General features: G+C 74.5%; 9 protein-coding genes, 1 pseudogene and 2 riboswitches. Of the genes and pseudogenes, 7 read left to right on the forward strand and 3 right to left on the reverse strand.

Annotated features, from left to right (window positions below; genetic code table 11):
- The 3 genes and pseudogenes from F9B16_RS44340 to F9B16_RS44350 form a co-directional block, all read left to right on the forward strand.
- A pseudogene (locus F9B16_RS44340) lies at window positions 1-403 on the forward strand (MerR family transcriptional regulator); the annotation flags it as partial.
- A gap of 142 nt (window positions 404-545) precedes the next feature.
- On the forward strand, window positions 546-1016 hold the full coding sequence (locus F9B16_RS44345; RefSeq protein ID WP_151546279.1) for a bifunctional nuclease family protein: 471 nt from the start codon (window positions 546-548) through the stop codon (window positions 1014-1016).
- Window positions 1017-1481: 465 nt separating this feature from the next.
- Window positions 1482-2087: a MerR family transcriptional regulator gene (locus tag F9B16_RS44350; protein WP_151546280.1), complete on the forward strand. Its 606-nt coding sequence runs from the start codon at window positions 1482-1484 to the stop codon at window positions 2085-2087.
- A gap of 48 nt (window positions 2088-2135) precedes the next feature.
- Here F9B16_RS44350 and F9B16_RS44355 read toward each other — a convergent pair whose 3' ends face one another.
- Window positions 2136-4598 carry a lysylphosphatidylglycerol synthase transmembrane domain-containing protein gene (locus F9B16_RS44355; protein ID WP_225992491.1) on the reverse strand — a complete coding sequence of 821 codons (2463 nt, stop codon included), beginning with the start codon at window positions 4596-4598 and terminating at the stop codon, window positions 2136-2138.
- Window positions 4599-4896: 298 nt separating this feature from the next.
- Window positions 4897-4991, forward strand: a riboswitch (glycine riboswitch).
- Window positions 4992-5103, forward strand: a riboswitch (glycine riboswitch). It abuts the riboswitch before it with no gap.
- Between the two features lie 60 nt (window positions 5104-5163).
- Between F9B16_RS44355 and gcvP the strand changes: the two genes are divergently transcribed.
- Both gcvP and F9B16_RS44365 read left to right on the forward strand, forming a co-directional pair.
- The gene (gene gcvP, locus F9B16_RS44360; RefSeq protein WP_151546281.1) at window positions 5164-8040 is read left to right on the forward strand and encodes an aminomethyl-transferring glycine dehydrogenase; all 2877 of its coding nucleotides are present in this window, start codon (window positions 5164-5166) and stop codon (window positions 8038-8040) included.
- A gap of 271 nt (window positions 8041-8311) precedes the next feature.
- The gene (locus F9B16_RS44365; RefSeq protein WP_151546282.1) at window positions 8312-9427 is read left to right on the forward strand and encodes a tetratricopeptide repeat protein; all 1116 of its coding nucleotides are present in this window, start codon (window positions 8312-8314) and stop codon (window positions 9425-9427) included.
- Window positions 9428-9440: 13 nt separating this feature from the next.
- On the opposite strand, the gene F9B16_RS44370 is transcribed toward F9B16_RS44365, so the two are convergent.
- Window positions 9441-9866 carry a PPOX class F420-dependent oxidoreductase gene (locus F9B16_RS44370; protein ID WP_151546283.1) on the reverse strand — a complete coding sequence of 142 codons (426 nt, stop codon included), beginning with the start codon at window positions 9864-9866 and terminating at the stop codon, window positions 9441-9443.
- A gap of 55 nt (window positions 9867-9921) precedes the next feature.
- Here F9B16_RS44370 and F9B16_RS44375 point away from each other — a divergent pair, with 55 nt between their 5' ends.
- On the forward strand, window positions 9922-10539 hold the full coding sequence (locus tag F9B16_RS44375) for an alpha/beta hydrolase family protein (protein WP_151546284.1): 618 nt from the start codon (window positions 9922-9924) through the stop codon (window positions 10537-10539).
- A 116-nt stretch (window positions 10540-10655) separates the two neighbouring features.
- Here the strand turns inward: F9B16_RS44375 and F9B16_RS44380 are convergent, their stop codons facing one another.
- Window positions 10656-10859 (reverse strand): DUF5999 family protein, encoded by a 204-nt coding sequence (locus tag F9B16_RS44380; RefSeq protein WP_151546285.1) that lies wholly within the window; start codon window positions 10857-10859, stop codon window positions 10656-10658.
- Window positions 10860-11224: 365 nt separating this feature from the next.
- Here F9B16_RS44380 and F9B16_RS44385 point away from each other — a divergent pair.
- Window positions 11225-11944, forward strand: a 720-nt coding sequence (locus F9B16_RS44385; protein ID WP_151546286.1) for a (Fe-S)-binding protein, incomplete at its 3' end; no start/stop codon positions are given.

The following is an 11944-nucleotide window of genomic DNA, read 5'->3' on the forward strand; positions in this document are numbered from 1 at the left end:
CCTGGTCGCGGCCGGCGCCGACGCGCCCGACCCGGCCGTCCGGCTGACCCGCCGCCAGCTCCTCGACGGCGCCGGCATCGGCGAGGACCTGCTCGGCGACCTGGAGGAGTACGGCCTCGTCCGGCGCAACGGCACCCACTACGACGGCGAGGCCCTCACCGTCGCCCGCGCCGCCGCCGCGCTCGGCGAGCACGGCTTCGAGGTCCGCCACCTGCGCGCCGCGAAGGCCGCCGCCGACCGGCAGGCCGGGCTGATCGAGCAGATGGTCGCGCCGCAGCTGCGCCGGCGCAGCCCGGGCGCGCACGAGCAGGCCGCCGAGACCGCCCGCGACATCGCCGCGCTGTCGGTCCGGCTGCACGCCGCCCTGCTGTCCGCGGGACTTCGCGAAAGCCTCGACCCCTGATCGCGCGGGCCGCGGAGGCATTTGCCGCCCCGCCGCCGCGCCACCCTGTCCGAGCCTGGGTGTACGTTGGGCTACAGGGTTCGTCGAGGATCCGACCGGTGCACGTGGTGATCGAGACAGCGTCGACCAGCAGGGAGCCGCAGTGAAGCAGATGGAGGTCGTCGGCGTCCGGGTCGAGATGCCCTCCAATCAGCCCATCGTCCTGTTGAAGGAGACGGAGGGCGAGCGCTACCTGCCCATCTGGATCGGGGCGGTCGAAGCGACCGCGATCGCCTTCGCCCAGCAGGGCGTGCTGCCCGCGCGCCCCCTGACCCACGACCTGTTCCGGGACGTGCTCGACGCCCTCAGCGTCCAGCTCCGCACCGTGAACATCACCGACCTGCGCGAGGGGATCTTCTTCGCGGACCTGGTCTTCTCCAACGGCGTCGAGGTGAGCGCCCGCCCGTCCGACTCCATCGCGCTCGCGCTGCGCACCGGCGCGACGATCTTCGCCAGCGAGGACGTCCTCGAGGAGGCCGGCGTGGCCATCCCCGACGAGCAGGAGGACGAGGTCGAGAAGTTCCGCGAGTTCCTCGACACCATCTCCCCGGAGGACTTCGGTCGCGCCGGCTGACCGCCCGCACGGCACGGACGCGCGCACAAGGACCGCGCGCACACAAAAGCCGCGCACACAAGCCGTGGACACGCAGGCCGCGGGCACGAGGGCCGCGCCGCGCCGCGGGGTCCCGCGTCTTCGACCGGGCATCGGTTACGCTGTGTGATGGAGCGGTGCGGGCCGGGCTTGGGGGCGAAGTGGGGAATGTCACTTCGGCGTGTAAGGTCATGCCGTGCCGCGATTGGTCTTGCATTGCCCTGGACCTGGCAGTTTCCGAGGGGCGACCATCGGGGTAGGAGTGCGGTGGCGGCCGAGGTGCGCAGTTTGCCCACGTGAAGCCGGTTCATCCGGGCATGCGACGCGCCGACGGTGAACGTTGACCACACCCTGACCGGCACCTACCGTGCTGGTGGAACACCCGTGGTGTAATTCGTCAAACCCCCTTGACGAAGCGCCACGGGCTGATAGAAGCCGGAGGTCCGCGTGGCGGTGAGCAGCGGCGAGGGCAAGGCGACCCCCGACAGGCACATGGCGTCACGGCGCGCCGGAGAGCAGGGCCTGCTCTTCGACACGCAGGTGTCCGCACCGCCGGAGGACGTCGGCTACCGCGGCCCGACGGCGTGCGCGGCGGCGGGGATCACCTACCGGCAGCTGGACTACTGGGCCCGCACGAAGCTGGTCGAGCCGAGCGTCCGCGCGGCGCACGGGTCGGGCAGCCAGCGGCTCTACAGCTTCCGCGACATCCTGGTCCTGAAGGTCGTGAAGCGGCTGCTGGACACGGGGGTGTCGCTGCAGCAGATCCGCACGGCGGTGACGCACCTGCGCGACCGCGGCGTCCAGGACCTCGCGCAGATCACCCTGATGAGCGACGGGGTGAGCGTCTACGAGTGCACCTCCGCCGACGAGGTCGTCGACCTGCTGCAGGGCGGGCAGGGCGTGTTCGGGATCGCGCTCGGACGGGTGTGGCAGGAGGTGGAGGGGAGCCTGGCGGAGCTTCCCGGCGAACGCGCCGCCACCGACGACCTGGACCCTCTCGAACACCCCCACGATGAGCTGGCGAACCGGCGGCGCGCCCGCCGCACCGGCTGACCCCCTCCGGCACGAACTCCCCCCAAACTCCCCCAGGGATCGTCCCCCTCAGATCGCTTCCTTCCGCTGGAGATAGGCGAACGCCGCCCAGCCCGGCAGGACCGGAAGCCACAGCGTCAGCAGGCGGTACAGCAGCACCGCGGACGTCGCCGTCTCCGCCGTCAGCCCCGAGATCGTCAGCGCCAGCGTCAGCGCGCCCTCGACGGCGCCGAGCCCGCCCGGCGTCGGGACCGCCGACCCGACCGCGTTGGCGGTCAGGAACACCACCACGACGGCCGTCCAGTGCAGCGACCCGCCGAACGCCCGGATCGAGGCGTCCAGGCACAGCACGTACGCCGCCGTCAGCCCCACCGTCCCGCCGAGGCCGGTGGCGAGCTTGCGCGGCGACTGCAGGACGTCCACGAGCCGCGGCACCACCCCGGAGAACATCGCCCGCAGCCGGGACGTGGCGAACCGCCGCACCCGCGGGATCGTCAGCGCCGCGCCCGCCGCCAGCCCCAGAGCCAGCACCACGATCATGATCGTGCGGGACGGCGCCAGGTCCTTGGTGGCGTTGTGGGTGGAGCCGGTGAGGAAGCCGAACAGCGCCAGCAGCAGCACGTGCACGACGAGGCCGACCAGCTGGGACGCGCCCACGCTCGCGACCGCGAGGCCCGAGCGGATGCCGGACTTCTGCAGGAACCGGGTGTTGATCGCGACGCCGCCGACCGCGGCCGGCGCGACCAGCTGCACGAACGACGCGGCGACCTGCACCAGCACGGTCCGCCCCAGCCGCAGCCGCTCCGGAACGAACCCCAGCAGCATGTACGCCGCCGCGAGGTAGGTGGCGGCGGACCCGGCGAGGGCGATCAGCAGCCAGTGCCAGGTCACCGTCGACAGCAGGTGGGCGAAGTCGAGGCTGCCGACCTGCGGGATCACGATGTACCCGGCGACCGACAGGCCGACGATGCTGAAGATCGTCCGGGGCCGGAAGCGTTCCAGCCGGACCGGCGCCGCCTCCGTCTCCGGCTTCAGCGCGACGATCTGCTCCCGGATCCGGGTGAGCAGCTCCCGGTCGCGGCGCAGCGCCGTCCGCGTCGACCGCGACAGCGCCACCCGCTGCAGCAGCGGCACCGCCGCCGGCAGCGCGTCCTCGCCGAGCGCCGCCGCCGCGGTCCGCACGGCGCGCTCCGGGCCCGCGCGCAGCGCCACGGTGGTGAGCAGCTGCGCCAGGTCGAGCCGCAGCGCCAGGTCACCGGCGGCGATCTCCCCGGACCGCATGTCGGTGAGGTAGGCGCGGCCGTCGTCACCGACGAGGATCGCGTCCTCCTCCAGCCGCCGGTGCGCGAGCCGTCCCTCCTGCAGCCGCCGGAACTGCCGCCACACGTCGGCGAGCAGCGTGTCGGTGACCTCCTCGTCCCGGACGTCCCCGAGCCGCCGCCCCGGCACGTGCTCGTAGGCCAGCAGCGCCGCCTCCGTGCCGACCTCCGACGTCCCCACCAGCCGCGGGGTGCGCGCGCCCGCCGCGGCCACCGCGTACGCCATCAGGGACTCCAGTTCGAGGGAGCGGCGCAGCGGCCGCAGCGCCCGGCCCGTGGTGGTGCGGCTCAGCCGCAGCGTCCGCCACATCCGGTACAGCAGCCCGGCGGTCTGCTGGTCGCGGTCCAGGACCCGGACCTCCAGATCCCACCGGCCGGGCCGCCGCTCGCCCGGCGCGCGGCACCCCGCGTCGTCCCGGTCGAGGACGACGCCGTACCGGCGGTCCGCGCCGGCGTCGCCGGGGTCGTCGAGGCGGGCGGCGCGGCGCGGGCACAGCCCGAGCCGCTCCAGCGTGGACACCACCGTCGTGCCGGTCGGCCGCGGGTTGGGCGTGCCGACCGCGTACAGGGTGCCGTAGCCGATCGCCCGGCCGAGCAGGTAGGTGGCGGCGAGCGCGGCGACCGACGCGTACGACGCGGTCAGCCCGGTCAGCGCGGCCAGCCCGATCAGCGTCCACGTCACCGCCTGCCAGCGGGTCCGGCCCGCCATCCCGACCGCCGTGACGAACGCGATCACCGGGGCGATGTCGGTGTGCACCGGCGCGGTCGTGGTGCCGCCCCAGATCAGCGAGTCCAGCACCCCGCCGGGCGCCGCGCTCGTCACCCAGTCGTCCAGCCCGACGGTGATCCCGAACGCGATCACGGCGGCGAGCAACGCGATCGCGACCCGCATGCCGTCCTTGCGGAACAGCCGCTCGACCGCGAACGCGATCGGCACGGTCAGCACGCCGAAGCTGGAGGCCAGCGTGGCGAACGACAGCAGCAGGCGCGGGGCGTGCGCGGTGCCCTGCGCGATGTCGGTCTGCAGCCCGTGCGTGGTCTGCTGGGCGATCGACACCAGCAGCATCACCACGGCCAGCGCGACGCAGGACACCCCGAACCTGATCGCGTCCGCGGACCGGCGGATCCGGTCCGGCTGGGCGGGCTCGTCCACGGGGACGCCGGCGGTCGCGCCCGTCGCCGGGCGCACCGCCCCGCCGTGGGTCTGTGTCACGCCGTACCGCCGCCCTGACCGTCCGCCATCCTGATCAGCGTCCCAGGGCCGGCGGCGCGCCGTCCAACGGCGCCCCCCGGTCCGCCGTGCGGACGGCGCGGCGCCCCGTCCGCCCGGTGGGCGCGCCCGGCCCGCGGCCGCCCCGGTGAGCTGTGCACATCGTACTTGCCGGTACATGCCCGGACCGTCCATCACCCCGGCTCCGCGCGGCGGCCGGCGCCGACAATACGGCGGTTCGCGGGGGCGCCCGACGATCGCCGGGCCGAGGGTTGGGTAGGGTTTGTTCCGGACATGCCGTCGACCCTGCGCGGGAGAGACCCCATGCGGCCAGCGTGGGGCGCCGAAGGGGCAACCTCCCCGGAACCTCTCAGGCAAAAGGACCGCGCGGGCGAGGCACCTCTGGAAAGCAGGCGCCGATCCCCCTGACCGGGGAGGGGCGGCTCACCGAAGGGGAAATCCCGCCTGGCGGGGGAAGCTCTCAGGTGCCGATGACAGAGGGGGAGACCGGCCGCCGGCCCGTTGCCGGCGGCGGCCCTGAGCGACCGCAGCAGCCAGGAGGCTCTCCATGACCGCCCAGTTCTTCGCCCCCGTGGCCTCGCCGCAGCACCCCCGTTCCACGTTCGCCGACCGGCACGTCGGCCCGTCCCCGGACGAGCGGGCCCGGATGCTGGCCGCCATCGGCTACTCCGGCGCCGAGGCGCTGATCGACGACGCCGTCCCGGCCGCGATCCGCACGTCCCGGCCGCTGGAGCTGCCGCCCGCGCTGAGCGAGACCGCCGCGCTGGCCCGGCTGCGCGAGCTCGCGTCCCGCAACACCGTCCTCACCTCGATGATCGGCCTCGGCTACCACGGGACGATCACGCCGGGCGTGATCCTGCGCAACGTGCTTGAGAACCCGGGCTGGTACACCGCCTACACCCCGTACCAGCCGGAGATCTCGCAGGGCCGGCTCGAGGCGCTGCTGAACTTCCAGACGGTCGTGTCCGACCTGACGGGCCTGCCGGTCGCCAACGCCTCCATGCTGGACGAGGGCACCGCCGCCGCCGAGGCGATGGCGCTCGCGCACCGGGTGTCGAAGCGCAAGGAGCCCGGGACCTTCCTCGTGGACGCCGACGCGCTCCCGCAGACGATCGAGGTCGTGCGGACCCGCGCCATCCCGCTCGGCATCGAGGTCGCCGTCGCCGACCTGTCCGAAGGGCTGCCCGACGGCGACTTCTTCGGCGTCCTGCTGCAGTACCCGGGCGCGTCCGGCGCCGTCCGCGACCTGGAGCCGCTCACCGCGCAGGCGCACGAGCGCGGCGCGAAGGTCGTCGTCGCCGCCGACCTGCTCGCCCTGACGCTGCTGCGGCCGCCGGGGGAGTCCGGCGCCGACATCGCCGTGGGCTCCGCGCAGCGGTTCGGCGTCCCCTACGGGTTCGGCGGCCCGCACGCCGGCTACATGGCCGTCGGCGAGGGCATCCAGCGGCAGCTGCCCGGACGCCTCGTCGGCGTGTCCGTCGACGCCGACGGCGCCACCGCGTACCGCCTCGCCCTGCAGACCCGCGAGCAGCACATCCGCCGCGAGAAGGCCACCAGCAACATCTGCACCGCGCAGGTCCTCCTCGCCGTCATGGCGAGCATGTACGCCGTGTACCACGGCCCCGAGGGGCTCGCCGCGATCGCCCAGCGGACGCACCGCCGCGCCGCCGAGATCGCCGCGGGCCTGCGCGCCGGCGGCGTCGAGGTCGTCCACGGCGCGTTCTTCGACACCGTCCTGGCGAAGGTCCCGGGCCGGGCCGCCGAGGTCGTCGAGGCCGCCCGCGAGCGGGGCGTCAACCTGCGCCCGGACGGCCCCGACCACGTCGCCGTCGCCTGCGACGAGACGACGCTGCCCGAGCACGTCACCGCCGTCCTCGAGGCGTTCGGGGTGCCCGCCGAGACCGGTGGCGCGCAGGAGGCCGTCCCGGACGGCCTGCGCCGCGAGAGCCCCTACCTGACCCACCCGGTCTTCCACGCGCACCGCTCGGAGACCGCGATGCTGCGCTACCTGCGCAAGCTGCAGGACAAGGACATCGCGCTCGACCGCTCGATGATCCCGCTCGGCTCCTGCACGATGAAGCTGAACGCCACCGCCGAGATGGAGCCGATCACCTGGCCGGAGTTCGCAAACGTCCACCCGTTCGCGCCGCTCGACCAGGCCGCCGGGTACGTCGAGCTGATCGGCGAGCTGGAGGACGCGCTCGCCGAGATCACCGGATACGCCAAGGTGTCCGTCCAGCCCAACGCCGGATCGCAGGGCGAGCTGGCGGGCCTGCTCGCCATCCGCGGCTACCACGCCTCCCGCGGCGACGAGCACCGCGACGTCTGCCTCATCCCGTCCTCGGCGCACGGCACCAACGCCGCCAGCGCCGTCATGGCCGGGATGCGCGTCGTCGTCGTCAAGTGCGACGAGGGCGGCAACGTCGACCTCGACGACCTGCACGCCAAGATCGCCAAGCACGGCGACCGGCTCGCCGCGATCATGGTGACGTACCCGTCCACGCACGGCGTGTTCGAGGAGTCGATCACCGACGTGTGCGCCGCCGTCCACGAGGCGGGCGGGCAGGTCTACGTCGACGGCGCCAACCTCAACGCGCTCGTCGGCCTCGCCCGCCCCGGCGAGTTCGGCTCCGACGTCTCGCACCTCAACCTGCACAAGACGTTCTGCATCCCGCACGGCGGCGGCGGCCCCGGCGTCGGCCCCATCGGCGTCCGCGAGCACCTCGCCCCGTTCCTGCCGAACCACCCGCTGCGCGAGGAGGCCGGCCCCGCCGGCACCGGCGTCGGCCCGATCTCCGCCGCCCCGTGGGGCTCCGCGGGCATCCTGCCGATCTCCTGGGCGTACATCGCGATGATGGGCCCGGACGGCCTGCGCGCCGCCACCGAGGGCGCCATCATCGGCGCGAACTACCTCGCCGCCCGCCTCGGCCCGCACTACCCGATCCTCTACACCGGCCGCAACGGCCTCGTCGCGCACGAGTGCATCGCCGACCTCCGCAAGATCACCAAGGAGACCGGGATCACCGCCGAGGACGTCGCCAAGCGCCTCATCGACTACGGCTTCCACGCCCCGACGCTCTCCTTCCCCGTCGCCGGCACCCTGATGATCGAGCCCACCGAGTCCGAGGACCTCGCCGAGCTCGACCGGTTCTGCGACGCCATGATCGAGATCCGCCGGGAGATCCAGCGCGTCGCCGACGGCGGCTACGACCGCGAGGACAACCCGCTCAAGAACGCCCCGCACACCGCCGCCTGCCTCGTCTCCGACGACTGGAAGCACGCCTACACCCGCGACGAGGCCGCCTACCCCGTCCCCGCCCTCCGCGAGACCAAGTACTGGCCGCCGGTCCGCCGCATCGACCAGGCCTACGGCGACCGCAACCTCGTCTGCTCCTGCCCCCCGCCGGAGGCCTTTGAAGATTAGGGGAGCGACCCCCTAAAACCCCCGTCACGACGGACGACGCGTTTCCCGCTCCGCTGGCGCGGCCCCGGCCCCCCGGCGGGCGGCGGGGGGGGGGGCCGCTGCGCTCGCTGCACTCGCTCCGCGTGCCTGCCCGTGGCCGCTGGCTGAGGTCTGGAGGGGCGTGCCGCTCCGATTCGTGATCTCGGTGGGGTTTTCGAGTGTCGGCCGGGACGGGGCGGTATCCGGTCGCTAGGCTCTGGGCGGACCCCGACCCCCAGAGGGCAGAAGACCGATGAGCGAGTCCGCGGCCGACGATCCGGCCCTGTTGTGCGAGGAGGCGCGGAGCCTCGCGGAGAACGGTGCGGCCCGCGAGGCCGCGCTGCTGTTCGAACGGGTGCTCGCCCTCGGCGACACCCCGTGCCGGGCGCAGGCCGCGCTCGGCCTCGCGGTCGTGCTGGACGACGGCGGGGACGTCGAGGCCGCCCGTGAGGCCGACCGGGCCGCCATCGCCACCGGCGACCCCGAGTACGGGCCCCGCGCCGCCTACCACCTCGCGCTCACCCACGAGCGGGCCGGGGAGCACGACGAGGCGGCGCCCGCGTGGCGCGTCGTCGTCGACTTCGGCAACCCGGCGTACCTGCCGCCCGCCCACCTCGCCCTCGCCCGGCTCGCCGACGACGCGGGCGCGTTCGAGGAGGCGCGCGAGCACTGGGAGGCCGTGATCGGGACGGGCGACCCCGAGTACGGGCCGCCCGCCGCGCACGACCTCGCCCAGCGGCTGCTGGAGCGCGGCGAGCCCGCCCGCGCGCAGCGGGTGCTGGCCGCCGGGCTCCGGCTGATCGACCGGGACGGCGCCCCCTACGCGTACGCGCGGCTCGCCGTCGCGCTCGGCATCTCCTACCTCGACCAGGCCGTCGGCGCGTTCGGCGCGGCGCTCGGCGACGCGTCCGAGCCAGCCGACCCGGAGGTCGGGCCGCTCGCGACGGAGCTGCTGGCCCGCACGCTGCCGCTGCGCGGGCGCGGCGCGGAGGCGGGGGAGGTGTGGCGGCGCGGGCTCGCCGACCCGGGCGTCGCCGGCCAGGTCCGGGCCCGGCTGCGCCGCGACTTCGGCGACGAGGACGCCGACCCCGCCGACCTGTGGTGGGAGCCGGTCGTCGAGCAGGCCGTCACCGACGGGACGCTGCCCGCGCTCGCCGGCGAGGCGTTCGGCGCCCTCGACCACATGTACGCGCTGCTCGCCGTCCGGCAGGCGGGCGAGCAGGAGCCCGCCGGAGGAGCCGGCGAGGTGATCGGCGACGCCGTCCGGGTCCCGGACGGGTACCCGTGGGGGCCGCTGCTGCACGAGAGCTTCGCCGAGCGGCTGCGGCTGGCGATGGGCGGGCCCCCGCCGGAGCGGCCGGGCGGCTGACCTCGCGCCCGCCTCAGTGGGAGATGTCGCGCTGGGCGACGACCTTGGTGATGCGGGCGCGGACGAGGAACTCGCCGGGCACAGCGTTGCGCTCGCCGAACTCCTCGGCGCGGTCGGCGCCCATGTAGCGGCCGCCGATGACGGTGGCCCACCTGCGCAGCTCGTCGAGGTCCTCGGTGAGCCGGGCCTCCGCCTGGATCATCACGTACGAGTACGGCGGCGCCTGGTCGTCGACGCACACCGACAGGCGGGGGTCGCGGGCGAGGACGCGCGCCTTGATGCTCTCGTGGTACGTGGTGAACAGCAGGTCGTCGCCGTCGAGGACGAACCAGATCGGCGTGACGTGCGGCGTCCCGTCCTTGCGGGTGACGCCGGCCTTGCCGGTGCGGGTGCCCGCCATGACGAAGGCGCGCCATTCGCTGTCGGTCATGATCTCCATCCGTCCAGTGTGCCCCACGCGATCACCGGGCGTGCCGGGCCGGTACCGTGGCGTCATGCGGATCCAGACGGCTCACGGGCCCGCCGAGGCGACCCTGGACGGGCCGGACCGCCCGGCGTTCCTGCTGGTCCTGACGCACGGGTCGAACGGGGGAGTGGACGCGCCTGACCTGCTGGCCGTCCGCGACGCCGCGCTCGGGCTGGACGGCGCCGTCGCGCGGGTCATGCAGCCGTTCCGGCTCGCCGGGCGCCGCGCGCCCGGCTCGGCCGTCAAGCAGGACGAGGCGTGGCTGGAGATCGTCGAGGTGGTGCGGGAGCGGTACGGGGACGTCCCGCTCGTGCAGGGCGGCCGCAGCAACGGCGCGCGGGTCGCGTGCCGGACGGCGACGGCGGCCGGCGCGGCGGGCGTGGTCGCGCTGGCGTTCCCGCTGCATCCGCCCGGGAAGCCGGAGAAGACCCGGGTGGACGAGCTGCGCGGCGCCGGCGTGGAGGTGCTGGTCGTCAACGGCGACCGGGATCCGTTCGGGGTGCCGGACGCGGCGGACGCGGCGCAGGTCACGGTGCTGCCGGGGGAGCGGCACGACCTGAACAAGGACCCCGGCGAGGTGGGCCGGGCGGTGGAGCCGTGGCTGCGGCGCTGGGCGGCGGCGCCGGCGCGGGCGTCCCGCCGCTGACGGGGCCCGGACAGCAGTACGCCCCTGGGCCCTGGTGCGGGCCCAGAGGGCGTGGTCGGGCGGGCGTGCCCCCGAGGATGATCACCCGTTCGAACTAGTCCCCCGTCGGAGACTGGTCACGCGGCGGACGGCGCCTTCAGGTCCGTCGGCCGGTGCGGTGCGATGACCTCTCCGTCGGGCAGCAGCTCGCCGGTGTCCTCGAAGAGCACGACGCCGTTGCACAGCAGGCTCCACCCCTGCTCGGGGTGGGCGGCGAGCGTCCTGGCGGCGTCGCGGTCGGGCGCGTTGTGCGAGGGACAGGGCGGCTGGTGCGGGCACATCGGCGTGCCTCCGGTCTCAACTACTGGTCGGTGGTGGTGCTTTCCCTTTATGACGCACCCCAGTGTGGAACGGTTCGCGCGGACCGGCCATAGCCCGTTGGGACGATTGTCCTTTGGTTCCGGAGTACCGGTGATCTGTGACCCGCCTCACCCCGAGGTGCCAGGCATAGCGTCCCTCACGCTCGATAACGGACGAAGAACGACACGCCGACGTCCCGGAAACGTTCCCGCCGGTTTGATCTTCCTTACCGGGGCGCCCGGTTCCGGTCGGTGTCTGCGATCGTTTCCCCCGGACGCGGCCTCCGGGCGCCCTACGATGTCCCCCGGGGGACCGGGCTTTGCGAGGCGTGGGGGGTGAGGCCGGTATGCGGGTCGCGCTGTTCGTCGCGTGCTTCGACGACGCGTTGTTCCCCGCGACCGGCAGGGCCGTGACGGCGCTGCTGGAGCGGCTCGGCCACGACGTCGCGTACCCGCCCGGGCAGACCTGCTGCGGCCAGGTGCACTGGACGACCGGCTACCACCGCGAGGCGGCCGGCCTGGCGCGCGCGTTCACCGCCGCGTTCGACGGCGCCGAGGCGATCGTCGCGCCGTCCGCGTCGTGCGCCGCCGCCGTCCGCGACGCCTACCCGCGGATCGCGCGGGCGGCCCGCGACCCGGCGCTGGCCCGGGCCGCCGAGGACCTGGCCGTCTACGAGCTGACCGAGTTCCTGGTGGACGTGCTCGGCGTGACGGACGTCGGCGCCTACTTCCCGCACCGCGTCACCTACCACCCGTCCTGCCAGTCCGCGCGGACCCTCGGCGTCGCCGACCGGCCGCTGCGGCTGCTTCGCGCGGTGAAGGGCCTCGACCTGGTGGAGCTGCCGGCCGCGGACGAGTGCTGCGGGTTCGGCGGCGCGTTCGCGATGAAGAACGCCGACGTGTCGGTGGCGATGGTGGCGGACAAGGTCCGGCACGTCCGCGACACCGGCGCGGACGTGGTGTGCGCGGTCGACAACGGCTGCCTGGCGCACATCGGCGGCGCGCTGTCGCGGCTGCGCGGCGGCGTCCGGGTGATGCACCTGGCGGAGATCCTGGCCGGGACGGGG

Source organism: Actinomadura montaniterrae, assembly GCF_008923365.1.
GTDB classification, from domain to species: Bacteria; Actinomycetota; Actinomycetes; order Streptosporangiales; family Streptosporangiaceae; genus Spirillospora; species Spirillospora montaniterrae.

Bases quoted from the DNA above. Each gene is read 5' to 3' on its own strand.
- gcvP (WP_151546281.1), top strand. From the start codon at position 5,164: ATGACCGCCCAGTTCTTCGCCCCCGTGGCCTCGCCGCAGCACCCCCGT.
- F9B16_RS44375 (WP_151546284.1), top strand. From the start codon at position 9,922: ATGCGGATCCAGACGGCTCACGGGCCCGCCGAGGCGACCCTGGACGGG.
- F9B16_RS44380 (WP_151546285.1), bottom strand. From the start codon at position 10,859: ATGTGCCCGCACCAGCCGCCCTGTCCCTCGCACAACGCGCCCGACCGC.
- F9B16_RS44365 (WP_151546282.1), top strand. From the start codon at position 8,312: ATGAGCGAGTCCGCGGCCGACGATCCGGCCCTGTTGTGCGAGGAGGCG.
- F9B16_RS44370 (WP_151546283.1), bottom strand. From the start codon at position 9,866: ATGGAGATCATGACCGACAGCGAATGGCGCGCCTTCGTCATGGCGGGC.